The sequence below is a fragment of the Lacisediminihabitans changchengi genome (genome assembly GCF_016634425.1).
Lineage (GTDB): Bacteria > Actinomycetota > Actinomycetes > Actinomycetales > Microbacteriaceae > Lacisediminihabitans > Lacisediminihabitans changchengi.
In genome coordinates, this window is the sequence record NZ_JAEPES010000002.1 from 60,755 (window position 1) to 85,090 (window position 24,336).

Annotated in this window: 23 protein-coding genes and 1 tRNA gene; 16 read left to right on the forward strand and 8 right to left on the reverse strand. The window is 66.5% G+C overall.

Going from position 1 to position 24,336, the window contains the following annotated elements; all coding sequences use genetic code 11:
• Positions 1–5: 5 nt before the first annotated feature.
• From mscL to IV501_RS05835, 3 genes are read right to left on the reverse strand one after another with little or no spacing between them, the layout of a single operon-like run.
• Complete coding sequence (gene mscL / locus IV501_RS05825) at positions 6–497, reverse strand: large conductance mechanosensitive channel protein MscL (protein ID WP_200555518.1); 492 nt, start codon at positions 495–497, stop codon at positions 6–8.
• A gap of 60 nt (positions 498–557) precedes the next feature.
• A complete protein-coding gene (locus IV501_RS05830) occupies positions 558–887 on the reverse strand; it encodes an FmdB family zinc ribbon protein (RefSeq protein WP_200555519.1) in 330 nt (109 codons plus the stop codon).
• Positions 888–915: 28 nt separating this feature from the next.
• Positions 916–1,494: a 5-formyltetrahydrofolate cyclo-ligase gene (locus IV501_RS05835; protein ID WP_200555520.1), complete on the reverse strand. Its 579-nt coding sequence runs from the start codon at positions 1,492–1,494 to the stop codon at positions 916–918.
• Positions 1,495–1,558: 64 nt separating this feature from the next.
• Between IV501_RS05835 and galU the strand changes: the two genes are divergently transcribed.
• The 4 genes from galU (at position 1,559) to IV501_RS05855 (ending at position 4,426) form a co-directional block, all read left to right on the forward strand.
• Complete coding sequence (gene galU, locus IV501_RS05840; protein ID WP_200555521.1) at positions 1,559–2,452, forward strand: UTP--glucose-1-phosphate uridylyltransferase GalU; 894 nt, start codon at positions 1,559–1,561, stop codon at positions 2,450–2,452.
• Positions 2,453–2,510: 58 nt separating this feature from the next.
• The gene (locus tag IV501_RS05845; RefSeq protein ID WP_372430747.1) at positions 2,511–3,173 is read left to right on the forward strand and encodes a GNAT family N-acetyltransferase; all 663 of its coding nucleotides are present in this window, start codon (positions 2,511–2,513) and stop codon (positions 3,171–3,173) included.
• Positions 3,174–3,282: 109 nt separating this feature from the next.
• Complete coding sequence (locus IV501_RS05850; protein WP_200555523.1) at positions 3,283–4,212, forward strand: hypothetical protein; 930 nt, start codon at positions 3,283–3,285, stop codon at positions 4,210–4,212.
• Between the two features lie 138 nt (positions 4,213–4,350).
• Positions 4,351–4,426 (forward strand) — tRNA-Ala (locus IV501_RS05855).
• A 203-nt stretch (positions 4,427–4,629) separates the two neighbouring features.
• On the opposite strand, the gene IV501_RS05860 is transcribed toward IV501_RS05855, so the two are convergent.
• The gene (locus tag IV501_RS05860; RefSeq protein WP_200555524.1) at positions 4,630–5,295 is read right to left on the reverse strand and encodes a hypothetical protein; all 666 of its coding nucleotides are present in this window, start codon (positions 5,293–5,295) and stop codon (positions 4,630–4,632) included.
• Between the two features lie 216 nt (positions 5,296–5,511).
• On the opposite strand from IV501_RS05860, the gene IV501_RS05865 reads away from it, so the two are divergent.
• From IV501_RS05865 to IV501_RS05875, 3 genes are read left to right on the forward strand one after another with little or no spacing between them, the layout of a single operon-like run.
• Positions 5,512–5,784 carry a hypothetical protein gene (locus IV501_RS05865; RefSeq protein WP_200555525.1) on the forward strand — a complete coding sequence of 91 codons (273 nt, stop codon included), beginning with the start codon at positions 5,512–5,514 and terminating at the stop codon, positions 5,782–5,784.
• 42 nt (positions 5,785–5,826) lie between these two features.
• On the forward strand, positions 5,827–9,822 hold the full coding sequence (locus IV501_RS05870; protein ID WP_200555526.1) for a Pls/PosA family non-ribosomal peptide synthetase: 3,996 nt from the start codon (positions 5,827–5,829) through the stop codon (positions 9,820–9,822).
• Positions 9,823–9,830: 8 nt separating this feature from the next.
• On the forward strand, positions 9,831–11,189 hold the full coding sequence (locus IV501_RS05875) for a M1 family metallopeptidase (protein WP_200555527.1): 1,359 nt from the start codon (positions 9,831–9,833) through the stop codon (positions 11,187–11,189).
• 87 nt (positions 11,190–11,276) lie between these two features.
• On the opposite strand, the gene lgt is transcribed toward IV501_RS05875, so the two are convergent.
• A complete protein-coding gene (gene lgt, locus IV501_RS05880; protein WP_200556104.1) occupies positions 11,277–12,248 on the reverse strand; it encodes a prolipoprotein diacylglyceryl transferase in 972 nt (323 codons plus the stop codon).
• Between the two features lie 150 nt (positions 12,249–12,398).
• Here lgt and IV501_RS05885 point away from each other — a divergent pair, with 150 nt between their 5' ends.
• Positions 12,399–12,758 (forward strand): hypothetical protein, encoded by a 360-nt coding sequence (locus IV501_RS05885; protein WP_200555528.1) that lies wholly within the window; start codon positions 12,399–12,401, stop codon positions 12,756–12,758.
• Positions 12,759–12,850: 92 nt separating this feature from the next.
• A complete protein-coding gene (locus tag IV501_RS05890; protein ID WP_307812206.1) occupies positions 12,851–13,315 on the forward strand; it encodes a MarR family winged helix-turn-helix transcriptional regulator in 465 nt (154 codons plus the stop codon).
• 3 nt (positions 13,316–13,318) lie between these two features.
• On the opposite strand, the gene IV501_RS05895 is transcribed toward IV501_RS05890, so the two are convergent.
• The gene (locus tag IV501_RS05895; protein ID WP_200555529.1) at positions 13,319–14,209 is read right to left on the reverse strand and encodes a DUF4349 domain-containing protein; all 891 of its coding nucleotides are present in this window, start codon (positions 14,207–14,209) and stop codon (positions 13,319–13,321) included.
• A gap of 144 nt (positions 14,210–14,353) precedes the next feature.
• Between IV501_RS05895 and IV501_RS05900 the strand changes: the two genes are divergently transcribed.
• On the forward strand, positions 14,354–14,548 hold the full coding sequence (locus tag IV501_RS05900; protein ID WP_200555530.1) for a hypothetical protein: 195 nt from the start codon (positions 14,354–14,356) through the stop codon (positions 14,546–14,548).
• 101 nt (positions 14,549–14,649) lie between these two features.
• Positions 14,650–15,216 carry an NADPH-dependent FMN reductase gene (locus tag IV501_RS05905; RefSeq protein ID WP_200555531.1) on the forward strand — a complete coding sequence of 189 codons (567 nt, stop codon included), beginning with the start codon at positions 14,650–14,652 and terminating at the stop codon, positions 15,214–15,216.
• Positions 15,217–15,280: 64 nt separating this feature from the next.
• Here IV501_RS05905 and IV501_RS05910 read toward each other — a convergent pair whose 3' ends face one another.
• Positions 15,281–16,492, reverse strand: coding sequence for an MFS transporter (locus IV501_RS05910; RefSeq protein WP_200555532.1), 1,212 nt, complete (start codon positions 16,490–16,492; stop codon positions 15,281–15,283).
• Positions 16,493–16,631: 139 nt separating this feature from the next.
• On the opposite strand from IV501_RS05910, the gene IV501_RS05915 reads away from it, so the two are divergent.
• The 5 genes from IV501_RS05915 to IV501_RS05935 all read left to right on the forward strand — a co-directional run bounded on the left by IV501_RS05915 (position 16,632) and on the right by IV501_RS05935 (position 23,650).
• The gene (locus IV501_RS05915) at positions 16,632–17,936 is read left to right on the forward strand and encodes an LCP family protein (RefSeq protein WP_200555533.1); all 1,305 of its coding nucleotides are present in this window, start codon (positions 16,632–16,634) and stop codon (positions 17,934–17,936) included.
• A 515-nt stretch (positions 17,937–18,451) separates the two neighbouring features.
• A complete protein-coding gene (locus IV501_RS05920; protein WP_200555534.1) occupies positions 18,452–20,929 on the forward strand; it encodes a ribonucleoside-diphosphate reductase subunit alpha in 2,478 nt (825 codons plus the stop codon).
• 174 nt (positions 20,930–21,103) lie between these two features.
• Entirely contained in the window at positions 21,104–22,096 is a 993-nt protein-coding gene (locus IV501_RS05925) for a ribonucleotide-diphosphate reductase subunit beta (protein WP_200555535.1), read from the forward strand.
• Positions 22,097–22,157: 61 nt separating this feature from the next.
• Complete coding sequence (locus IV501_RS05930) at positions 22,158–23,138, forward strand: aldo/keto reductase (protein ID WP_200555536.1); 981 nt, start codon at positions 22,158–22,160, stop codon at positions 23,136–23,138.
• A gap of 8 nt (positions 23,139–23,146) precedes the next feature.
• Positions 23,147–23,650, forward strand: coding sequence for a GNAT family N-acetyltransferase (locus IV501_RS05935; RefSeq protein WP_200555537.1), 504 nt, complete (start codon positions 23,147–23,149; stop codon positions 23,648–23,650).
• On the opposite strand, the gene IV501_RS05940 is transcribed toward IV501_RS05935, so the two are convergent.
• Positions 23,647–24,231, reverse strand: coding sequence for a DinB family protein (locus IV501_RS05940; RefSeq protein WP_200555538.1), 585 nt, complete (start codon positions 24,229–24,231; stop codon positions 23,647–23,649). The two genes, IV501_RS05935 and IV501_RS05940, sit on opposite strands and share 4 nt — an antisense overlap.
• Positions 24,232–24,336: the final 105 nt, after the last annotated feature.

The following is a 24,336-nucleotide window of genomic DNA, read 5'->3' on the forward strand; positions in this document are numbered from 1 at the left end:
GGGCGCTACTCGGCGTGCCTGCCGCCGGAGGAGGGCTGCGCGCCTGCCGCCGTGCTCGGCAGCGTGTGATCGCCCTCCGGGGAGGGGACTCCGGCCAGCAGGTCGCGGATCTGGATCAGCAGCTCGGTCTCGGTGGGCGGCACGTCGGCGGGAGTCGCATCCTCCTCCTTCTTCAGCTTCGCGTACGCGATCTTGCTGAGACGGTTGATCGGCAGCACCAGGGCGAAGTACACGACCGCCGCCACGATGATGAACTGGATGACCGCGGCGATGACGGCACCGAACAGGATCGTTGCCGAACCACCACTCACCGTCGGAATGGTGACCTTGAGGGCGTCCTTCAAGTCATTAGCGTTGAACAGTGCACCGATGATCGGGTTGAACACGGCGGTGACCAGCGTGTTGACGATCGCGGTGAACGCCGCGCCGATGACGACAGCGACTGCGAGGTCGATGACGTTTCCGCGGAGGATGAAGTCTTTGAAACCTTTGAGCATGCTGTCACTTCCTTACCGTGGGGGACTGGTTCAGAGCCTAGGCCCGGGCACCACCCCCGGCTAGGAGGTTGGCGACGACGGCGTGCTGGGCTTCTTCGTCTCAGACTTCTTCGCGTCGGACTTGGGCGCGGCGGCGGGAGCCGGGGTGCTCGAACCCGCGTCGGACGTGGAAGCGGCAGCATTCTTCGACTTGGCGGCGCCCTTTTCCGCCGCCCGACTGTCGTTGCGGTAGAAGCCGGAACCGTTGAAGCTCACCCCGATCGACTTGAAGACCTTGCGCAGGGTCGGCTCTTCGCAGTTCGGGCAGATGATCAGCGAGTCTTCGCTGAAGCTCTGGTGCTTGTCGAACTCGAAGCCGCAATTGGCACAACGATATGAATAGGTGGGCACGGGCAATCCTTTGTGCGGGAGGGTGGGGCTAGAAGTCGACTATCGCGCTGGGGGTGACGACGCCGTCGACGCCACGGTCGTGCACCTCGGTGGGCACAGAATCGACGAGTTCGCGGTCGAAGATCACAGCATAGACCGGCGGGCACTTCTCCATGGAGCCGAGGGTGCGGTCGAAATAACCGCGGCCCCAGCCCATGCGCATACCCTGGCGGTCGACGGATGCCGCGGGCACGATGATCAGGTCGACCCCGTCGAGCGCGCTCGGCGACAGCAGCTCGCCCACCGGCTCTGGCATGCCGAACAGTCCCTCCTGTTCGGTCTCGCCGTCGCCGATGGTCCAGTCGAGCAGGCCGTCGTCGCGCGACACCGGAAACAGCACGCGCAGGCCCTGCTCCTGGGCCCAGTTGAGGAACGGACGGATGTTCGGCTCGTCATTGGAGGAGAGGTACGCCGAAATGGTGCGCGCGTCATAGGCGGTAACGAGATCGCGCAGGTGCGAACAGATGGTCTCGGTGGCGTGCTCACGCTCGGTCGCGGTCATGTTGCGCCGGCGTTCTCGGAGCTCCGCGCGGAGTGCGCGCTTCTGGTGGCTCACCTCGACGGTCATACGCCAATCCTAAGCTTCTGCCCCCCGTAACGATTCCGAAACCCACCACGGCTACCCTGTGGCCATGACGTTCCACATCACAAAAGCAGTAATACCAGCAGCAGGGCTAGGAACACGGTTCCTTCCGGCGACCAAGGCCATGCCGAAGGAGATGCTCCCAGTAGTAGATAAGCCCGCCATCCAGTACGTCGTCGAGGAGGCCGTCGGGGCCGGCCTCACCGACGTGTTGATGATCACGGGACGCAACAAGAATGCCCTCGAGAATCACTTCGACCGCGTCGGAGAGCTTGAGGCCACCCTTCTGCAGAAGGGCGACATCGACCGCCTGAAGAAGGTCAATTACGCAACGGACCTAGCCGAGGTGCACTACGTGCGCCAGGGCGACCCGAAGGGTCTCGGCCACGCGGTGCTCCGCGCGCAGATGCACGTCGGCAACGAGCCGTTCGCCGTGCTCCTCGGTGACGACATCATCGACTCGCGCGACGTGCTGCTCGCCCGCATGATCGAGGAGGCCGGCAAGCGCAACGCGAGTATCGTCGCTCTGCTCGAGGTCGACCCATCCGTCGTGCACATGTACGGCGTCGCGACCGTCGAGAAGACGGACGACGACGACGTGGTGAAGGTCACGGGGCTGGTCGAGAAGCCGAAACGGGAGGACGCGCCGTCGAACTACGCCATCATCGGACGCTACGTGCTTCAGCCCCAGGTGTTCGACATCCTGGCCCACACGCCTCCGGGTAAGGGCGGGGAGATCCAGCTGACGGATGCGCTACAGACCCTGGCCGCGAACGAGAGTCTCGCGGGCGGCGTCTACGGCGTCGTCTTCCGTGGCCGCCGCTACGACACGGGCGACCGCTTGGACTACATCAAGGCGATCGTGCAGTTGGCTGTCGACCGTGAGGATCTCGGTCCGGATCTGCGTCCGTGGCTGAAGGAGTTCACCGCTACTCTCGAGTAGAAGTTTCTGAACCATGCGGGGCGGATGTCGTCGTCCGCCCCGCTGACCGAACTGGACGATATCGGTGGCTACTCCCATCCCCACTCTGCGTGAGGGGAACGTGACGATCCGGCCGATCCGGCTGAGGGACGCCCGGCAGCTCGAACGCGAGCTGCTCGACAACCGCAGCTGGTTGCGCAAGTGGGAGGCGACCAACCCCCACGGCGCGATGTCGTTCGACGTGCGATCGAGCATCCGGAGCCTGCAGACCAACGCGCGCGCAGGCTTCGGCATGCCGTTCGCCATCGAGCACGACGGCGAGTTCGCCGGACAGCTCAACGTCTCGAGCATCACCTACGGGTCGCTCTCGTCGGCGACGATCGGCTACTGGGTGTCTGAGCGCTTCGCCGGACTGGGCGTCACGCCCACCGCGGTCGCCCTCGCCACCGATTACGCCTTCTTCCAGGCCGGGCTGCATCGCATGGAGATCTGCATCCGGCCCGAGAACATCCCGAGCCTGCGCGTGGTCGAGAAGCTCGGCTTTCGCTACGAGGGGCTGCGGCGGCGCTACATCCACATCAACGGGGACTGGCGCGATCACTTCTGCTTCGCTCTCGTGGTCGAGGAACTGCCCACCGGCGTGCTGCGCCGCTGGCTCGACGGCCGGGTTCCGGCCGGGGCGGGCGTCGTGCCGGAGGTCGACCGCATCGCCGCGCAGGTGCCGGGCATCTTCCCGCGCTAGGCGGCCCGCGGATTCTCGCTCAGATTCCCCGCTGAGCAATCTCTGATCGGGCGTAACACGCCCGGGGTTAATGGGGAGGTTAATGTCTGATGACTCTTACGGTAGGCACATGGCAGTCGACGGGTTCGGATCCAGCGTGATCATCGCGCTCGCTGCTGTGCTCTGGCTCGCCTACCTGGTTCCCACCTGGCTGCGCCGGCGCGAGTACCTGTCGACCGAGCGCAACGCGATCCGCCTGCAGCAGACGCTGCGCGTGATGGCAGAGGCGGCGGAGATCCCCGCCGAGGTGCGCGCCGAGACCACCGCCCGCAGCGCCGCAGAGCAGGAGCGGCTGCTCCGCAAGCATCAGCAGCGCGAGGCCGCCGTCGCCCGGGCGCAGGATGCCGCCGCCGCCCGCGCGGCAGCCAGCCGACTCGCCGAACTCCACCCCGCCATCGCCGCGGACGTCGCCATCGCCTCGCCGGCAACCCGTCGCCTCCGCCGTTCCCGCGTGGTCACCTCGGTGGTGCTGCTGCTCGCCCTGGTCGCCACCGCCGTCGGGGTTGCCCAGCTCATCGCCACCGGCTCGTTCGTGATGCTGGTCGGCGGGGGGATCGTCAGCACCGGCTCGTTCGTGATGCTCGGGCAGCTGGCATCCGTCGCCCGCGCTCGCGCCGAACTGGTGCGTAACCTCCGCGCCCGCCCCGTGGTCGTCGCCGAGCGCCCGAAGGCGCAGCCGCAGCGCCCGCAGATACCCGCCGCGGTGCGTCAGGCGAGCTGGACCCCGGTGCCGCTGCCCAAGCCGCTGTACATGTCGAAGCCGCAGGCAGACCGCGCTCTGGAAGCGTCGCTTGAAGCGGCCGCCGAGCTGCGTCAGGCCGCGGCGGATGCCCGGCGCAAGCAGCGCGAGGTCGAGCAGCAGCCCGGCGTCACGCCGATCCGTCCGGTCGCGCCCGTTGCCGCGCCGAGCAAGTTCGCCACGATGGGGATCATCGAGCCGACCGAGGCGTCGAAGACCGACCTCGATGCCGTGCTCGCCCGCCGTCGTCGCGTCGGCTGAGCCTGATCGCAGTCTTCGCCGTCTTCGGTGATCGAGTAGGCCGCGAGCGTCGCTGATCGAGTAGGCCGCGAGCGTCCACGCGAGCCCAGCGCGTGACAAGACGGCCCGCACTCTCGTGATAATGTTGCAACGCACTGCGGGCCCTTGGCGCAGTTGGTAGCGCGCCTCGTTCGCATCGAGGAGGTCAGGAGTTCGAATCTCCTAGGGTCCACCACCGCAACGTGCAGAGAAAGCCCCGCTCGAGTCGCTCGAGCGGGGCTTTCGTCGTTCTGCCTCGGGCCCATCATGACGCCCGGTGTGGGCATCCAATGGACACAAAGGAACCTGCACACAGAAGAACCTGCACACAGAAGAAGCCCCGCTCGAGTGAACTCGAGCGGGGCTTCGTGGTGCTGTGGAGGCGTTACTGCAGAGGTGTTACTTGATCTGCGCCGTGATGGTCGCGACTCCGACCAGCAGGCCGCCCTTGACGGCGTCGGTGTTGAACGTCTTGTTCAGCAGGTCGGCCGCAGCGGATGAGACGTGAACCGTGGTGCCGGTGAGGATGGCGTTGTTGCCATCGAGCTGCAGCGGCTTGAGGGTTCCACCGTGCAGGTTGAACAGGGGCGCCTGAACCACAGCGACGGTGCCGTTGACCGAGACATCACCGTAGAGCAGCGAGTTGCCCGGGTTGACCGTGAAGTTGGCGAGGCCGACGACGGTCGAACCGGCGGTCAGGGTCAGGCCGGAACCATCGTGCTCGATGATGCCCTGCACGTAGGGACGGTAGGTGCCCTTCGGGGACCAGTAGACGACCGAGCCACCGGTGATGGGGAAGTGGACCGAGCCATCGGTGAGGGTGGCGGTTCCGCTGACGCCCGGGGTCAGGCCGAGGGAGGTAAGCGCACCCGTGAAGCCGGAGTCGAGCAGGACGGCGGTGTCGCCACCCTTCAGGGCGGGAACTGCAGCGACCGGAGCCGGGATGCCGGATGACGCCGACTTGGCCTCGGGAGCGGCGCTTGCCGTGGAGGAGACGCCGGCGATGCCGACGAGGAGAAGACCGGCGGTAGCGATACCGACAGCGGCTTTGGTGAATGAACGCATGATGTGATCCCTTGATTGGAGTGTGTGGGTGAACTGCTTGATGCAGAGTGTTCGCCACCCTCCGGCACAGGGTTTGGTCTTCAATAAATAACCTGATGAGGAGGATGTTTGTACCACAGCTTCCCCGACGATCCCCGACCCTGGTCCGGCGAGGGCCAGCCGTCGTCCTCGTCTTCGAGTGCCCAGAATTAACCTTCATGCGGCACAATGCGGGGTATGTCAAAGAAAATCGATGCCGCCCTCAAGGATCTGATCAAGGCCCTCGAGAAGCACGCGGAAGCCGTGGGTGGATCCCGCATCTCGCTCAAGAAGTCCGAGCGTGCCTCCGCCAGGGTGCAGGAGACCGCCACCACCTACGCCCAGGTCGTCTACGAGAAGAGCGGCCTCGAATCGCCGCTCAGCCTGGTCTCGCTCAACGGACTCGACGCGGCGACCCTCTCGTCGCTCGCGGCGGAACGCGACAAGCTCAGCTCGAAGAAGAAGAAGTAGGGCCCCTCTCTCGAACCCAATCGGCTCGTTACGAGGAGAAGTGTGACCCGCGGTCCTTCTGACCCGATCGTCGTCGGCGATCAATCCGTGCTCGACCGTGGTGCGGAGCAAGCTTCTCCGCGCACCCTGATTGACATCCTCTCGGCGACTGCGGCCCGGCATCCTGACGCTCTCGCGCTCGAAGACGCGCTCGGCGGTATCAGCTACCGCCGCCTCCTGCGCCAGGTGCTCGCGCAGGCCGCCGAATTGCGCGCCAGTGGCGTGCGCCGAGGTGACCGGGTGGGGGTGCGGATCCCGTCTGGCACCCGCGAGCTGTACCTCGCCATCCTCGCGATCATGGCGGCCGGCGCAGCCTACGTTCCGGTCGACGCCGACGATCCGGAGGAGCGCGCCGAGCTCGTGTTCGGCGAGGCCGCGGTCGTGGGCGTGATCGGTGCCGCCGGTTTTAGTGCCACCGGTTTCGTTGCGACCGGTTTCGTTGCGACCGGCAGCGAAGGGGGCGCGGATGTCGCGGATGTCGCGGCTCTCGAAACCGCGGACCCCGCCAGCACCGGCGCCATCCCCGTCGTGCCCCCGCCCACGCCCGACGACGACGCCTGGATCATCTTCACCTCGGGTTCCACCGGCGTGCCCAAAGGCGTCGCCGTCACTCATCTTTCTGCCGCGGCCTTCGTGGACGCCGAGGCGGGCCTGTTCCTCCAGCGCGAGCCGATCGGCATCGCCGACCGGGTGCTCGCCGGGCTCTCCGTGGCCTTCGATGCCTCCTGCGAGGAGATGTGGCTGGCCTGGCGCAACGGCGCGTGTCTCGTGCCAGCGCCGCGCTCACTGGTGCGCTCGGGGGTGGACCTCGGACCGTGGCTGATCGCTCACGGCATCACCGTCGTCTCGACGGTGCCCACACTCGCCGCGCTCTGGCCCGAGGAATCCCTCGAGGCAGTGCGCCTGCTCATCTTCGGGGGCGAAGCCTGCCCGCCGGAACTGGTCTCGCGCATCCTCGCCCGCGACCGCGAGGTCTGGAACACCTACGGACCCACCGAGGCGACGGTCGTCGCCTGCGGAGCGCTGCTCGACGGCAGCAGTCCGGTGCGGATCGGCCTGCCGCTGGCCGGCTGGAACCTCGCCGTGGTCGATGCCGCCGGCGCGCGGGTGGGGGAGGGCGAGGTCGGCGAGCTGATCATCGGCGGTGTCGGACTTGCCCGATACCTCGACGCGGCCAAAGACGCGGAGAAGTACGCGCCGTTTCCCGCTCTTGGCTGGGATCGCGCCTACCGCAGCGGCGACCTGGTGCGCTTCGAGGAGGCCGGACTCGTCTTCGTCGGTCGTGCCGACGACCAGATCAAGCTCGGTGGTCGACGCATCGAGCTGGGGGAGATTGACGCGGCTCTGCGCGCTCTCGAGGGTGTGGCGGATGCCGCCGCCGTCGTTCAGCGCACCCCCGCCGGAAACCAGGTGCTGGTCGGCTATCTGGCGTTGACCGACGACTCGGTCGCGTTTGATCGAGTCGCCGCGAGCGACCGCCTGCGTGAGGAGCTGCCCGCGGCGCTGGTCCCGCTGCTTGCCGTCGTCGACGGTCTGCCGACGCGCACGTCGGGCAAGGTCGACCGCGGCGCGCTGCCCTGGCCGTTGCCGGCGGACGATGGCGCCAGCGAGGGCGAATTGTCGCCTACCGTCGCGTGGCTCGCGGGGCCGTGGGCGGCCATCCTGGGTGCACCCGTGACCGGTGCGGATGACGACTTCTTCGCCCAGGGCGGCGGCTCCCTCACCGCGGCGCAGCTGGTCTCCGCGATCCGGGAACGCTACCCGGAGACTCGGGTCAACGACATCTACGACCACCCGCGAATCGGTGCCCTCGCCGAGGAACTCGACTCACGGATGCCCGCGGCCGCCCAGAGCGAGCGGGTGGTCCGCCCGGTCTCCCGCGGCAGCCAGCTCGCCCAGACGCTCATCGGAATCCCGCTGCACGTGCTGGTGGGCCTGCGCTACCTGGTGTACCTCGCGGCGGCGAACAATCTGCTACTCGCGGCCGGCGGTCCCCGGGTGCTCCCGGAGGCATCCTGGTGGACGATCGGGTTCGGTGCGGTGCTGCTGATCACCCCGCTCGGAAAGATGGCGATCTCGGTGGCGGCGGCCCGCATCCTGCTGTACGGGGTGAAGCCCGGGAATTACCCTCGCGGGGGAGCGGTGCACCTGCGGCTGTGGACGGCAGAGCAGGTCGGTCAGCTGGTGGGCGGCGCGAGTCTGGCCGGGGCGCCATGGATCACCTACTACGCACGCGCCCTCGGCGCGAAGATCGGGGAGGGCGTCGATCTGCACACCCTGCCCCCGGTTACCGGCATGCTCAGCATCGGCCCACGGGCGGCGATCGAGCCCGAGGTCGACCTGGCGGGGTACTGGATCGACGGAGACATCCTGCGCCTCGGACGCACCCACGTCGGCGCGGACGCCGTCATCGGCTCGCGCAGCACTCTGCTCGGCGGGGCCAGCGTCGGTGCCGGTGCGGAGGTGGAGCCCGGCTCTGCCGTGGCTGGACGCATCCCCGCTGGGGAGCGTTGGGCGGGTTCGCCCGCTGTGCGTGTCGGGCAGGCCCGTCGGCCGTGGCCGGCCGAACGACCGCCCCGCGCCACCGCCTGGCTCATCGTCTACGGTCTCGGATCGGTGGTCATGTCGGCGGTCCCGATCGCTGCGCTCCTCCTCGGCATCGCCGTGATCGGTGCGATCATCGGCCACCCGGCGACCTTCGGTGTCGCGGTCGGCAGCGCCTTCGCCGCGCTGCCTCTCGGCGTGCTGGTGGCCGGCCTCAGCTATGCGCTGCTGCTGATCCTCATGGTGCGGCTCCTCGGTATCGGTCTGCGCGAGGGGCATTTTCCGGTGCGCGGCCGCATCGGGTGGCAAGTCTGGTCTACCGAGCGGTTGCTCGACAGCGCCAGAACGCTGCTGTTTCCGCTGTACGCGAGCCTGGTGACCCCGGTCTGGCTGCGAGCACTCGGAGCCACGGTCGGTGCGGGGGTGGAGGCATCCACTGTGCTGCTGATTCCGCGACTGACCACAATCGCGCCCGGTGCCTTTCTCGCCGACGACACCATGGTCGCCACCTACGAACTCGGGGGAGGCTGGGTGCGCATCGGGCGGGCGAAAGTCGGTCGGCGTGCGTTCCTCGGCAACAGCGGCATCACCGGTCCGGGCCGCTCGGTGCCGCGCGGGTCGCTGGTGGCGGTGCTCTCGTCGACCCCGCGCAAGGCCAAACGCAACTCTTCCTGGCTTGGCAATCCGCCCGCCCGGCTGCGGCGTACCGTCAGCGACGTGGACGAGGCACGCACCTTCGAGCCGCCACAGCGGCTCAAGCTCGCCCGCGGCGCCTGGGAGCTGCTGCGGATCGTTCCCGTCTTCGTCACCGGGTGGATCGCGCTCGGAATCCTCGCCGTGCTCGACTGGCTGTGGCTGACCATCGGACTCGGCTGGACCATCGCGCTCTCCGGCATGGTGATGCTCGCTGCCGGCGCGGTCGCGGCCGCGGTGACCAGCCTCGCCAAACTCGTCTTCGTCGGTCGGATCGATGCCCGCGAGCATCCGCTCTGGTCATCGTTCGTCTGGCGCAACGAGGTATCAGACACCTTCGTCGAGATGGTGGCGCGGCCGTTCTTCGCCGCCAATGCCGTCGGGACACCGGCTGTCGCCGTGTGGCTGCGCACGCTCGGTGCGACGGTGGGCCGCGGAGTCTGGTGTGAGACCTACTGGCTGCCCGAGGCCGACCTGGTCAGCCTCGGCGACGGTGCAACAGTGAACCGCGGCTGCGTCGTCCAGACACATCTGTTCCACGACCGCATCATGCAGCTGGATGCCGTGCGGCTTGGCAACGGTGCGACGCTCGGGCCCCACAGCGTGATCCTTCCCGCCGCCGCGATCGATACGGGTGCGACGGTCGGCGCCGCGTCGCTCGTGATGCGCGGGGAGCGCGTGCCGCCGGGCTCGTTGTGGGCGGGCAACCCGATCGCTCCGTGGGTGGCAGCACCGCCTGTGACAGCGCCGTGGAATACTTGACGCCAGCCATGGCCGCCATCCCGAGAACGACCGTCACCGCCAGTGGTCCGTCCACCACGGGCGCCCCATCGGCCGGTGACCCCTATCTGCCCACCAGCGGCAACGGCGGTTACCTGGTCGACCACTACGACCTCACCCTCGACTACCGCGTCTCGACGAACCGGCTGACCGCGACGGCGGTCATCACCGCGCTGGCGACGACGACGCTGGCGAAGTTCAGCCTGGACATTGCCGGACTGATGGTCGACAAGGTGACGGTCGGAGGCGCGCGGCCGAAGGCGGTCAAGACGACGGCCCGCAAGCTGGTGGTGACCCCGCTAGAGGCGATCGTGGCCGGCGCCGAGTTCGTCGTCGAGGTGCGGTATCACGGCACTCCGCATCCCATTCGCAGCCCATGGGGCGAGGTCGGCTGGGAGGAACTCGCCGACGGCGTGCTGGTGGCGAGCCAGCCGAACGGTGCATCGTCGTGGTTTCCCTGCAACGACCACCCGAGCAACAAGGCGACCTTCGACATCACGGTGAGCTGTGAGTCGGCCTACCAGGTGATCTCCAACGGAGACCTCGTTTCGAAAACGGCCGGCGCAAGCCGCACCACGTGGGTCTACGCCATCACCGAACCGATGGCCACCTACCTCGCGGCGGTGCAGATCGGGCACTATCGCAGCACGCACAGCGCCACCGGTGGCGTCCCGTTCGGGCTGTACTTTCCGCACCACCTCGCGGCAGCAGCGGCCATCGACTTCGGCCAGGTAGGCACGATGATCGAGCTCTTCACCGAGCTGTTCGGACCGTACCCGTTCGATCGCTACAGCGTGGTGGTCACCGCCGACGAGCTGGAGATCCCACTCGAGGCGCACGGAATGGCCACGTTCGGCAGCAATCACGTCGACGGCGCGCACGGCACCGACCGGCTGATCGCCCACGAGCTGGCGCACCAGTGGTTCGGCAACTCGATCACGATCGCCCGCTGGCAGGACATCTGGTTGCACGAAGGCTTCGCCTGCTATGCGGAGTGGCTCTGGGCCGAGGCGAACGGTGGCGAGACCGCGCAGCACAATGCGACGCGGCACTGGGCCCTGGTGAACGCACAACCCAAGGACATCGTCATCGGCGACCCCGGCATCCCCACCCTGTTCGATGACCGGGTCTACAAGCGTGGAGCACTGGCGCTTCACGTCGTGCGCCACGAGATCGGCGATGAGGCGTTCTTCGGCGGTCTGCGGGCGCTCACGGTGGCTCGACGGTTTTCGAGCGTGGACCTGGCGGATGTCCTGGCCGCCTTCGCGCAGACAGCGCCAGGGGCTCCCGTGGCCGCCGTCCTCGATCGGTGGGTGTACGCGGCACCGCTGCCGCGCTTGCCTCGCTGATTGAGTAGCGCAGGGCGTTCGCGTATCGACATCCACCGCGTGCCGGGTCTCAGACGAGTCCTCGCGCGGGCGCTACTCGACCGGCGGTTAGGAGCGCGTGAGGTCGGAGTTCTGGTCGACCTCGGCATCCGTCGGCTTCTTCTTCGTCGAGCTACCGCTGCTGGGAGCCTCCGGCTTCTCGACCCAGCCCGGTCGGTAGACCGAGGTCTCCGGCTCCGGATGGCGACGCGCCTGCACCACGATCAGCGCGACTCCGAGCGCGATTGCGACGAACGAGGCCCAGATGTTGGCCGGGATGCCGAGGAACCCGTCACTCGTCGGGTCGATGCGCAGCGCCTCGAGCCAGCTACGGCCGAGTCCGTACCAGATCAGGTAGACGCCGAAGGCCTTGCCCCATCTCAGCTCCGAACCGTGGCCGCGCAGGCGGCGCTCGAGCACGAGGATGATGACGATGCCGATGAGGTTCCAGATGATCTCGTACAGGAACAGGGGGTGGAACAGCGTGCCCTCCGGCAGCCCCTTCGGGTAGGCGTTCTGTATGGCAACGTTGCTCGACTCGATCTGCAGGCCCCACGGCAGCGTGGTCGGCAGCCCGAACAGTTCGTGATTGAACCAGTTGCCGAGGCGCCCGATGGCCTGGGCCACGAGCATGGCCGGCGCGAGCGCGTCGGCGAACGACCAGAGCTTGATGCCGTGGCGCCGACATCCGATCAGCGCGCCCACGGCGCCACCCAGCAGCGAGCCGTAGAGCGCGTTGCCGCCGTCCCAGATGGCGAAGACGTTCCAGAGATTTGCACCGGAGAAGAAGTAATCGCCGGTGTGCGTGAGCACGTGATAGAACCGGGCGCCGACGATGCCGAGTGGTACCGCCCAGATGATCACGTCGAGCACCACGCCCGGGCGTCCACCGCGGGCGCCGAGACGACGCTGCGTGATGATGATCGCGGCGACGATGCCGGCCAGGATGCAGAGCGCGTAGGTGTGGATGAGCAACGGCCCGACATTGAATTGTGCCAGCACGGGTGGCGGGCTGGGAATGCTCAGGGGGAGATGCGGCAGCACGGCGGTCCTTCGGTCGGCGCGGGACGATTTCCGCCATTCTCTCGCACTTCTGCTGTGCCGCGGCCCGGGAAGTGACGGGGCGTACTCCTCGAATCAATTTGTGCAATGTACTCGCGCAGACCGGCAATGAGGAGCACTGTGCTCTGCATGAAGACCATTTCGTACGGGGGCGAATCGTTCACTACCAGCGATGCTGCGGCGGAGGCTCTGCTCGATTTCGCCGCTGCGGCAGCTCACAGCGAGGCCGCGGACGTGGTGCATATTCCCGCGGTGGCGGCAAACGGCGATCTGATCACTGCCGACCTGGTGATCGGTCCGGCCAGCGAACTGCTCGTGGTGCCCGTGGATGTCGCCTTCCCGGAGCCGGATTCGACGGCCGCGGTGCTCGAATTGCGGGCCAAGATCCGCGATCTGATGAGCTCCCGCCGCATCAGCTATGGCTCGGCTCTTCCCGCCACGGACGGTGCCGACGCGGCGCAGGCGGAGTGGGGCGAAGAATACGAATAACGAGCGGCGCCGTCATCCGGCGCTCTGGTTGCTATCGTCGTCGAAAGGTCGCAACCCGTACCGACCTCTTCAGACGCACAGAGTGGATTTCCGTGACTCAGCAGGACCAAGACACCGCCACCGACCAGCTGTCGCAAACCTCGGGACGCCTCGCTCTCGCGATCGGTCGGCTCAATCGACGAATGCTGAGGGCGACGGAGGGGTTGAGCCACGGCTCACTCTCCGCGCTGTCGAGCATCGTCAAGTTCGGCCCGCTACGGCTCAACGAACTCGCCGGGCGCGAGGCGGTTGCGGCGGCGACCATCACCCGTATCGCCACCGATCTCGAGGTGCGCGGATATGTCACAAGGGAATCCGACCCGCTCGACCGGCGGGCGATCACCATCGCCGCGACCGAGTCGGGCGTCGACTACATCGTGCGGGCGCGTTCGGCCCGGGCCGACGTCATTTCGGCGCTCCTTGGAACCCTGGAGCCGCACGAGCTCGAGCTGGTCGAAGACGCTCTGCCGGTGCTCGAAGCGCTCGTGCTCGAGGCGCACTACGCCGGCAAGGACTAAGCGCTAGCTCAGAACTGCCCGGTGCCGACGGCGCAGGACCAGCAGCACGATCGCCGCGACCGCGGCCGGTGGCAGCACCCAGGGCAGCAGCACTCCCACCACGACGATCACCCCGGTGATGAAGGTCACCAGCGCGTTCCACCCGGTCGTCAGGCCGGACAGAAAGTCGGCCGGCGCGGGAGCCGGGGGAGCGGGCGCGATCGACCCCAGGCGCAGCGTGATCGTCGCCAGTGCGATCTGGTTGCCGAGCGCAGCCTGTTGTGCCTCGAGCGCCTCCAGGTCGGACTGCCGTTGCGACAGCGCCGACTCGATGGTGATGAGATCCGCTGTCGTAGCCGACCGCGACATCAGATCGACCAACCGGTCGACGGATGCCCGCAGCGCGGTAACCCGAGCGCCGAGGTCAGTGTGCTCCGCCGTCACATCTCGGGCCGAAATGCTGACGTCGTCCACCTTGCCGAGGGCACGGATCGACGCGAGAGTCTCGGTGAGGGCGGCGGACGGGATCCGCAGCGTGAGCGATGCGCTGCCGTGATCACCTTTTGTTGCCGCGCGCTCGGTGCGGTCATCGACGCGGCCGCCCGCGGTCTCGACGATGCGCACGGCGCGGGTGGCGGCATCCGTCGGCTTCTTCACGGTGAGCGAGACGGTGCCGGTGCTCACGACGTCACGACCCGCGGTGGCGGGCTTTGTGGTGCCCGAGCTTGCTGCAGTGTCGGAGCCCTCGGCAACCGTCCCGGTGCGCGGTACTGATGAGTCGGCGATGGAGGGAGCGGAGTCGCTGCCGCGCGACTCGGAGGAACCGGAGCTGACGCACCCGGTGAGAGAAGCGGTGAGAACGAGGCCGACGGTGAGAGCGACGACCAATGCTGGGGAAGTGCGGCGCTGTGTCATGCAGCGAGGCTAGATCGAAGAATCCCGTGGCATAAGCCAACGTTTCGGGCGTCTTATACGTCCGCTGGCAATCATCTGCACGTCTTCGCGGCGTTGGAAGGCGGGAGTACCGTTCGCCCCAACGACTGCAGAGGGAGGACCATCATGGGTCTATTGGATGATGCGAAGGATGCCGCACAGGCGACCGGCAAGAAGATCGGTGAGACCGTCGATGACGCCAAGGAGCGCATCAGCGACAAGGCCGACGAGGCCAAGGCCGACGCCGATGTCAAGAAGGCCGAACGTGAGCGTGACGCGACGGTGAAGAAGAACGAGTACAAGGAGAGCCTCCGCGACTGAGTCGTCGGGCGGGATTTCGGAGCGGGCGGTGCGGATGCGCCGCCCGTTTCTCGTGTCGCCGTATCGTTGGAGGCGCAGCATCGTCTATCTCAGGGAGCTTCATGCCGTCACTCATGATCGTCGTCGGAAGCGTGCGTCCCGGCCGGATCGGTCTCCCTATCGCCCGCTGGGTCGAGCAGCTCGCCGTCGAGCACGGCGGCTTCGACATCGACTTCGTCGACCTGGCGGAGCTGGACCTGCCGTTCATGGACGAGCCGAATCACCCGCGATTGCGGCAGTACACACACCAGCACACGATCGACTGGAGTGCCCGGGTGGATGCTGCCGACGCTGTCATCTTCGTCACCCCCGAGTACAACCACAGCTTCTCGCCCGCGCTCAAGAACGCCCTCGACTACCTTTCCCAGGAGTGGTGGCGCAAGCCCGTCGGGTTCGTCAGCTACGGGGGCGTCTCCGCGGGGACCCGCGGCGTCACGGCGCTGGAGCCGGTCATCATGGTGCTGGGCATGGTTCGCGCCGGCGCCGCGGTCGAGTTGCCCTTCGCCGCGCGCCAGCTCACCGGCGGGGAATTCGTCGCCGAGCAGAAGGAGACCGCCATCCTGGGTCATCTGCTCACCGAGCTGGAGGCCTTGAGCGACGCACTGAAGCCGCTCTACAACCGCGCCTGACGAGCCTGACCGCGCTGGGCTCGCCGATCTAGCTGGGCTGGCCGACCCAGCTGGGCTCGCCGTTCTAGCTGGGCTGGGTCTGCACCGGCTCGGTGTCGGGGATCGGACTCGCGTCGCGCCCCCGAAGATCGGGCGCGGCCTTGCGGAAGATGGTCGGGATCACGAATCCGAGGAAGGCGAGCGACGCCGCGACCCAGAACGCTCCGGGGGCGGCGAATCGATCGATCATGAAGCCGGCCCCGGCGGAACCGAGCGCCGCGCCGATCAGCTGGCCGGTGCCGACCCAGCCGTACGCCTCGGCGGTCTCGCTGAAGCGCACACTCGATGAGACGATTCCGAACATGACCGCGAGGGCCGGTGCGATGCCGACCCCGGCGATGAGCAGCGTCGCAGCCAGCCACCAGACGTTGACGGATGCCGCGGCCAACGCCATCCCGGCGAAGACGATGAAGATGCGGCGCGCGAGGGCCCACGGGCCGATCGGTACGTGACCCAGCAGTAGCCCGCCGGCCAACGAGCCGAGCGAGAATATCGCGAGCACAATGCCCGATTCCGCACTCTTCTCGCCGAAAGCGGAAACGACCCCGGCTTCGATGGCGGAACAGGCGCCGATCAGCAGAAAGCCGGTGACCGTGGCCAGCAGCACGGGGGGCTTCGCGAGCACGGCACCGAGGGCGCGGCGACTGCGCGGAATGCGAACCCGGCCGACCTCGGGCGAGAGTACGAACCACAGCCCGCCGCCGACGAGGAAGACGAGGGCGACCAGAATGGCGACAACGGTGCTGATCTGGGTGGCGACGAAGGTCGTGATGACGGGCCCCGCCACCCAAATGACTTCCTGGGCGGAGGCATCCAGCGAGAACAGCGGGGTGAGCTGCGTGGAGTTGACCATCTTCGGGTAGATGGTACGAACCGCCGGCTGCACCGGAGGAGTGCTGAGGCCGCTGATCAGTCCGAGCACCATGTAGATCGGCACGGGCAGCGCGGGTGCCAGCGCGATGGTGCCGATTGTCACCGTGCAGACCGAGATGGTGAGGATGAGCACCTTGCGCATGCCCCAGGCGCCCATCCACCGACTGGTGAGGGGACCGGCCACCGCCTGGCCGATGCTGGTCGCGGCGAGCACCAGACCCGCGGCGCCGTACGAGTGGGCGATGTGCTCGATGTGAATGAGGTAGGCGAGCGAGAGCATCCCGTTCGGGAATCGCGCCAGCAACTGGGCCGACATGATGCGCGCGACGCCGCGCGTTCTCAGGAGGTCCAGATAGCTCTTCACAAGGAAACAAGCCTATCGGGGGCCCGGCGTCGTACAGAGAAATCGGGATGGCCCTGGCAGAGCGATTCGCAGGGTTTGCTCGAAAAGCCTCGGTTAGAGTGCATGCGCACACAAAATCGGTGATAAGGAGTGCAATCGGATGACCACGCTCGGACCCCGGCGACGCGACAGACTCACCGCTGCCGCCCCCACCCGCCACGGTCAATTGCGCAAATCCCATCCGGTTGCCGGAGTCTTCCGTTTGCTCGGCATCGCCCTCGCGGTGGTGTTGGTGGCCGCGGTATCGGTCGGCGGCGTCGCCGTCTGGCAGGTCACCTCGAGCATCAAGTCCGGCGTCAAGCTCACCGATTCCAGCGGCAAGGCCGTGCAGCCGCCGCCCGAGATCGGTGCCATCGACGGGGGAGTCAATCTGCTGTTGGCTGGCACCGATACTCGCACCGGACAGGGCGGCCAGTTCAGTAATAAGGCGGATCAGGCCGCGAGCTCGGGGGCGGGCAACAACGACGTCACGATGCTGCTGCACATCTCCGAGGACCACACCAACGCCACGGTGATCAGCTTTCCTCGCGACCTCATGATTCCCATTCCGGCCTGCCCGCGCCCCAACGGCGGCACGGTCGGGGCGACCTCCGTGGCGATGTTCAACACCACGCTCTCCCGCGGCGGCATCAACTGCACCGTGCTCACCGTGCAGAAGATGACCGGCCTCAAGATCCCGTTCGCGGCGACCATCAGCTTCGACGGCGTGATCGGGATGTCCGACGCCGTCGGCGGCGTCACCGTCTGTCTCGCAGACCCGCTGAAAGACCCGTACGTCGGGCTCGATCTCCCGGCCGGCACCGCCACGCTGCAGGGCTCGGATGCACTCGCCTTCGTGCGCTCCCGTCACGGCGTCGGTGACGGCAGCGACCTCGGCCGCATCAGCAACCAGCAGGTGTTCCTGTCTGCCCTGTCGCGCAAGCTCACCTCCGGCGGAGTGCTCGGCAACCCCGTGCAGCTCTACTCGATTGCCAAGACAGCGGCGAACAACATGGAGCTCACCGACGGCCTGTCCAACCCGTCGACGATGGTGCAGATCGCTCTGGCGCTCAAAGACATCGGGCTCGGCAACATCACCTTCCTGCAGTATCCGACGGCGTCCGACCCGTCGAACCCGAACCGCGTGGTGCCGATCGCGTCCTCCGCCGCTGTACTGAACGCGGCCCTCGTCGCTGACAAGCCGATCCAGCTGAGCGGTCAGATCGGCCGCGCTGCCGAGCTCGACCCGAACGCCACTGCAGTGCCGTCAGCGAGCCCGACACCGACGCCGACCAAGGGTGGCAAGACCCCCACCCCGACACCCTCGCCAACGGCGACGGCGGCGGCCGAGGCGCCGGTTGTGCTGCCATCGACCATCACCGGGCAGACAGCCGCGCAGCAGACCTGCTCCAAGCGCTCGAACTAGCCCGCGCCCGCGCGCCCGCGCCCCCCTGCGCATCCGCGCTGCACTTTGTTATCCCCGCGCCCGTTGTAACTGGCGCGGGGATAACAACCGGCAGCATGGTCAGGTAGAGGTTCGTCATCGTGATGCGCGACCCCGTTACGCAGGCATTCCTGCACAACCAGGATCGACGCGCTTGTGCAGGAATTCCTGCACAACCGGGCTACGGAGCACTACGAATCCGGCCCCTGACCGACACTTTCGGCACGCCGTCGCGCTCTCCACAGGCTGTGCAGAAAGCGGCGAAGTTATACACATCTGTGGATGACACGCCCACTAGATGTGGTGTTAGCCGAATGTCGTACCCCCGATATATAGTGGTGGAACCGCGAGAGGGAACCAAGCCTCCGTGGCAGATTTCGGGGTAGAAAGCGCTGGTTGGAGCGCTTTTTTCAGCATCATGCAGCAGCACGCGATCAGAGTTCATCAACGCCTGAGTTTGTGAACGATTGATCGCATTAGACGAAGTGGGAGCACTCGTGGCAATAACGGTAGTGAAGCGCGATGGACAGCGTGAGGCGTACGACGCCAACAAGATCAACCTGGCGATCGAGCACGCTAGTGCCGGCCTCGACGACAACATCACCTGGGTCACCCAGATCGCGAGCGAGCTCGAGCTGACCCTGTTCGACGGCATCACCACCCAGCAGCTGGATGAGGCGGTCATCCAGGTCGCGCTTCAGAACGTCAAAGACGATCCGGCTTTCGACACCGTGGCAGCCCGCCTGCTGCTGAAGACCATCTACAAGCGCGTGCTCGGCGACTACGAGACCGCCGAAGAACTGAAGGCGCTGCACCGCGAGCACTTCGCCGCGAACGTCGCGCGCGGGGTGGAGGAGCAGCTGCTCGACTCCCGCCTCACCCAGATGTTCGACCTCCAGGTGCTGGCGGATGCTCTCGAGCCCGCCCACGACGAGCTCCTCAAGTACATCGGTGTCGTCACCCTGAACAACCGTTACGGCATCAAGGGCCGCAACGGAGACGCTCTCGAGGTTCCGCAGTACTTCTGGATGCGTATCGCGATGGGCCTCTCGCTCAACGAGCAGGACCCGACCGCCCACGCCCTCGAGTTCTACAACAAGATGTCGCGCCTCGAGTACATCGCTGCCGGCTCCACGCTGGTGAACGCTGGCACGATCTACCCGCAGCTCGCGAACTGCTTCGTCATGGAGATGCAGGACGACATGGAGCACATCGCGAAGACCACCCGCGACGTGATGTGGCTCACCAAGGGCACCGGCGGCATCGGCCTCTCGGTGACCAAGCTGCGTGCGCAGGGTTCGCCCATCCGCTCCAACAACACGACCTCGACCGGTCCCATCCCGTTCATGCACACGATCGACTCGATCCTGCGTGCGGTGAGCCGCGGCGGCAAGAAGTTCGGCGCCCTCTGCTTCTACATGGAGAACTGGCACCTCGACTTCCCGGAGTTCCTCGACCTGCGTCAGAACTCCGGTGACCCGTACCGCCGCACCCGCACCGCCAACACCGCGGTCTGGATCAGCGACGAGTTCATGAAGCGCGTGCAGAACGACGACGACTGGTACCTGTTCGACCCGCTGGAGGTCGCCGACCTCAACGAGCTCTACGGTAAGGCGTTCTCCGAGCGCTACAACGAATACGTACAGCTCGCCGAGACCGGCCAGATGCGCATGTTCAAGAAGATCGGTGCCCGCGAGCAGTTCAAGTCGATCCTCATCTCCCTGCAGACCACCAGCCACCCGTGGCTGACCTGGAAGGACACGATCAACAACCGTGCGCTGAACAACAACACGGGAACGATCCACCTCTCCAACCTCTGCACCGAGATCACCCTCCCGCAGGACGAAGACAACGTCTCCGTCTGCAACCTGGTGTCGATCAACCTGTCGCGTCACCTTGATGATGCGGGGCACCTCGATTTCGAGAAGCTCGAGCAGAGCGCCCGCCTCGCGGTGCGTCAGCTCGACAACCTGATCGACATCACCCGTTCCTCGGTGAAGGAGGCGGACTTCTCGAACCAGCAGAACCGCGCGGTCGGCCTCGGCGTCATGGGCTTCACCGACATCGTCGAGCGACTCGGCCACAGCTATGAGAGCGAGGCGGCCTACGACCTGATCGACGAGATCATGGAGCACGTCTCCTACGCGGCGATCGACGAGAGCGCGAACCTCGCCCAGGAGCGCGGCTCTTACGCGAACTTCGAGGGCTCGCGCTGGTCGGAGGGCCTCGTGCCGCTCGACTCGATCGCGCTCACGGAGGCCGACCGTGGCATCCCGATCAAGGTCAACCGCACCACCCGCCTCGACTGGGATGTGCTGCGCGAGAAGGTCAAGGGCGGCATGCGCAACGCGACGCTGATGGCGATCGCGCCCACCGCATCCATCGGCCTTGTCGCCGGAACCACCCCGGGTCTCGACCCGCAGTTCTCGCAGATCTTCAGCCGCGCCACCTCGAACGGCAAGTTCCTCGAGGTCAACCGCAACCTGGTGACCGACCTGCAGAAGCTGAACCTGTGGGACACCGTGCGGGAGTCGATCCTGCGTAGCCAGGGCGACATCCAGAACATCGCGGAGATCCCGGACTCGCTGAAGGCGACCTACAAGACGAGCTTCCAGCTCTCGCCGTACGCGTTCCTCGAGGTCGCGGCTCGTGCGCAGAAGTGGATCGACCAGTCGATCAGCCGCAACATGTACCTCGAGACGCGTGACCTCGGCGACATGATGGACATCTACTTCGCGGCCTGGGAGCGTGGCGTCAAGACCACGTACTACCTGCACATGAAGCCGCGCCACACCGCGGAGCAGTCGACGGTGAAGGTCAACAAGTCTGAGGAGCTCGGCTCCAGCGCACCCCGTAAGGGATTCGGCGCCGCGACGGCAGCTGCCCCGGCGACAGTCGCTGCCGCAGAGCCGGCCGCAGCATCAGCAGCGCCGCGTCGAGGCTTCGGCGGGCTCGCACCCAAGAGCGGAGAGTAAGCATGAACACAGCAACGGCAACCACGATCGATGCACCGACCTACTTCGACTACATCGTCCCGGTAGACCCGATGGACGACCTGCAGTGCGACAGCTGCCAGTGATTCGAGGCGGTCGCTGCGCGACCTCCTCACCAACCATCATCTCGACGCACGAACCTGAACGGAACAACTAATGGCAATCCTCGGCACCGGCCTCCAGGAGGGGCTGCTCCTCAAACCGATCAAGTACCAGTGGGCGATGGACCTGTATGACCAGGCCGTAGCCAACACCTGGTTCCCGAACGAGATCCAGTTGGGCGAGGACATCGCCGACTTCAAGAAGATGACCGACGAAGAACGTCACGCGGTCACCTTCCTGATGAGCTACTTCAACCCGAACGAGCTTCTGGTGAACAAGGCGCTCGCCTTCGGTGTGTATCCCTACGTGAGCGCGGCGGAGTGCAGCATCTACCTCGCCAAGCAGATGTGGGAGGAGGCCAATCACTGCATGTCTTTCGAGTACGTGCTGGAGACGTTCCCGATCGACCGCGAGGCCGCATACAACTCCCACGTCGACATCCCGTCGATGGCCCGTAAGGAGGAGTTCGAGCTCAAGTACATCAAGCGCATGACCGAGAACACCCTCGACATCACCACCACCGAGGGCAAGAAAGACTTCGTGCGCAACCTGGTCGCGTACAACGTCATCCTCGAGGGCGTCTGGTTCTACTCGGGCTTCATGGTCGCGCTGAGCTTCCGCCAGCGCAATCTGCTGCGCAACTTCGGCTCGCTCATGGACTGGGTGGTGCGCGACGAGTCGCTGCACCTCAAGTTCGGTATCAACCTCATCCTCACGGTGCTCGAGGAGAACCCCGATCTGCAGACCGAGGAGTTCGCCGCCGAGATCAAGCAGATGATCCTGGATGCGGTGGCGATGGAAGAGGAATACAACCGCGACCTGCTCCCGGGCGGCATCCTCGGCCTCAACGCCAACTACATCAACCAGTACGTCAAGTACCTGGCTGACCGTCGGCTCGAGGAACTCGGCTTCGAGCCCGAGTACAACGTGTCGAACCCGGCGAAGTGGATGGCGACGGCGAACGATACCCTGCAGCTGGTCAACTTCTTCGAGTCGACCAACACGTCGTACGAATCCAACGCGTCGGCGACGGTCGCGGCAAAGTAACAACGCGGCAAAGTAACAACGCGGCAAAGTAACAGCCACACACCCTACGAAACAGGTACCTGTGCACTACAACACCGCGCCCCGCATCGGGCGTCCACTGTCGGCGATCGGCCTCGGAACCTGGCAGCTGGGCGCCGACTGGGGCGACGTCAGCGAGACGGTGGCCGCGGACATCCTCGCGGCATCCGTCGTCAGCGGCGTCACCGTCTTCGACACGGCGGATGTCTATGGCGACGGTCGCAGCGAGCGGGTGATCGGCGCTTTCCTGACCGCGCGCCCCGAGCTCGACATCTTCGTCGCTACGAAGATGGGCCGCAGGGTCGAGCAGCGCGACGAGTTCTACACGCTTGAGAACTTCCGCGCCTGGACCGACCGCTCGCGCGCCAACCTCGGCGTCGACACGCTCGACCTGGTGCAGCTTCACTGCCCGCCGACCGAGACGATCGAGCGCGACCAGGTCTTCGACGACCTGGACACCCTCGTCGCCGACGGGGCTATCGCGCGCTACGGCGTGAGCGTGGAGACGGTGGACCAGGCGCTGGCGGCGATCGCCCGACCCAACGTGGCGAGCGTGCAGATCATCCTGAATGCGTTCCGACTCAAGCCGCTGGATGCCGTGCTTCCCGCCGCGATCGATGCCGGTGTGGCGATCATCGCGCGCGTGCCCCTCGCCTCCGGTCTGCTGAGCGGCAGATACAACAAAGACACCGTGTTCGCGGCCGACGACCACCGCACATACAACCGGCACGGCGAGGCTTTCGACGTGGGCGAGACCTTCTCGGGGGTCGACTTCGAGCAGGGCGTGGCGGCGGCGCAGGAGTTCGCGAGGCTGGCATCGACGAACGGACTCACCCCGCCGGTGGCAGCGCTCGCCTGGCTGGCGAATCTGCCCGGTGTCACCACGGTGATCCCGGGTGCGCGCACCGTCACGCAGGCGAAGTGGAATGCGTCGGCGGGTTCGGTCGACGACCTCGACATCACCCCGCAGGTGCAGGACATCTACGACCGGTACTTCCGCGAGGCGGTGCACGGCCGGTGGTAGAGATCTCCATGAGGGGGCTGACCACGGAGCGCGTCGAGTGGGAAGACCCGCGCGCAGCCGCACTGCGCGATGGCATGGAAGACGAGATGAACGCGCTCTACGGGCCGTTGTCGAGTTCGCTCGGCGAGAGCGTCATGGAGCAACTGAGAGTCGGACTCAACGTGCTGCCTGGCACTATCGCCGCGACGGTCCTGGCGATCGACGGCGACACCGCGATCGGGCAGGCCGGACTGCGGCCGCACGCTGCCGATGCTTCTGGGGTTCCCTCGCTCGAGGTGAAGAAGGTCTTCATCGGGCCCGAGCACCGCGGCCGGGGCGCCTCGCGCGTGCTGATGACAGCGCTCGAGGATGCGGCGCGAGACCTGGGCATCCGTCGTCTGGTCTTGCAGACTGGCCCGCTCCAACCGGCCGCCATCGCTCTCTACGAGAAGATCGGCTACGTGGCAATTGCGCCGTACCCGCCGTACGAGCTGCTGCCCGGCGCGCTGTGCTACGAGAAGCTGCTGAATTAGTTTCGAAACGACTCCGCCGTGCGCTGAAGCAGGGCGAGATGCTCTGTGCGCCAGGCCGCGTCAACGTCGGGAATGTTCTCGTTGCCGAGGCTCATACCGACAGCACCGTCGATCAGCTCGCGCACGATGTCCGCGTGGCCCGCGTGGCGGTTCGTCTCCGCGATGAGGTGCACGATGATCTCCTGCAGGGTGACCGCGCGCCTGGCCTCCGACCACCACGGCACCTCGGCGACAGTGTCGAGAGGGAACTCGCGGATGGTCGCATCCGAGTGCTCCCAGACCCTGCGATAGAGGCTCACGATGTCGTCCCGCGACTCGTCGCGGGTGGCCCACATATCGGCATCCGCGTCGGCGTCGTCGGCCATCCATGGCAGCGATTCGGGAGACGGGCGGCCGAAAACGTCGCCGAGGTAGCCGGCTTCCACGCTCGCGACATGTTTGACCAGGCCGAGCAGGTTCGTGCCGGTCGGCACGAGAGGGCGGCGGATGTCGTAGTCGCCCAGTCCGTCGAGCTTCCAGATCAGGTTCGTGCGGGCCGCATCGAGGTATCGCTGCAGAGCAGTCTTCGCGTCGTCAACCATTTCCCCATGTTGCCACCGACTGCCCACCGCTGTTCCTGATCGTGGGCAGAGGATGTTGGACCATGCAGGCGAGAACGCGTACCGTTCCGAATACCTGCACAGCAA

What these genes read in the sequence shown, in the direction of transcription:
- mscL (WP_200555518.1), bottom strand. Translation starts at nt 497, where the DNA reads ATGCTCAAAGGTTTCAAAGACTTCATCCTCCGCGGAAACGTCATCGAC.
- IV501_RS05835 (WP_200555520.1), bottom strand. Translation starts at nt 1,494, where the DNA reads ATGACCGTCGAGGTGAGCCACCAGAAGCGCGCACTCCGCGCGGAGCTC.
- galU (WP_200555521.1), top strand. Translation starts at nt 1,559, where the DNA reads ATGACGTTCCACATCACAAAAGCAGTAATACCAGCAGCAGGGCTAGGA.
- IV501_RS05850 (WP_200555523.1), top strand. Translation starts at nt 3,283, where the DNA reads ATGGCAGTCGACGGGTTCGGATCCAGCGTGATCATCGCGCTCGCTGCT.
- IV501_RS05860 (WP_200555524.1), bottom strand. Translation starts at nt 5,295, where the DNA reads ATGCGTTCATTCACCAAAGCCGCTGTCGGTATCGCTACCGCCGGTCTT.
- IV501_RS05865 (WP_200555525.1), top strand. Translation starts at nt 5,512, where the DNA reads ATGTCAAAGAAAATCGATGCCGCCCTCAAGGATCTGATCAAGGCCCTC.
- IV501_RS05875 (WP_200555527.1), top strand. Translation starts at nt 9,831, where the DNA reads ATGGCCGCCATCCCGAGAACGACCGTCACCGCCAGTGGTCCGTCCACC.
- IV501_RS05885 (WP_200555528.1), top strand. Translation starts at nt 12,399, where the DNA reads ATGAAGACCATTTCGTACGGGGGCGAATCGTTCACTACCAGCGATGCT.
- IV501_RS05895 (WP_200555529.1), bottom strand. Translation starts at nt 14,209, where the DNA reads ATGACACAGCGCCGCACTTCCCCAGCATTGGTCGTCGCTCTCACCGTC.
- IV501_RS05900 (WP_200555530.1), top strand. Translation starts at nt 14,354, where the DNA reads ATGGGTCTATTGGATGATGCGAAGGATGCCGCACAGGCGACCGGCAAG.
- IV501_RS05905 (WP_200555531.1), top strand. Translation starts at nt 14,650, where the DNA reads ATGCCGTCACTCATGATCGTCGTCGGAAGCGTGCGTCCCGGCCGGATC.
- IV501_RS05915 (WP_200555533.1), top strand. Translation starts at nt 16,632, where the DNA reads ATGACCACGCTCGGACCCCGGCGACGCGACAGACTCACCGCTGCCGCC.
- IV501_RS05925 (WP_200555535.1), top strand. Translation starts at nt 21,104, where the DNA reads ATGGCAATCCTCGGCACCGGCCTCCAGGAGGGGCTGCTCCTCAAACCG.
- IV501_RS05935 (WP_200555537.1), top strand. Translation starts at nt 23,147, where the DNA reads ATGAGGGGGCTGACCACGGAGCGCGTCGAGTGGGAAGACCCGCGCGCA.
- IV501_RS05940 (WP_200555538.1), bottom strand. Translation starts at nt 24,231, where the DNA reads ATGGTTGACGACGCGAAGACTGCTCTGCAGCGATACCTCGATGCGGCC.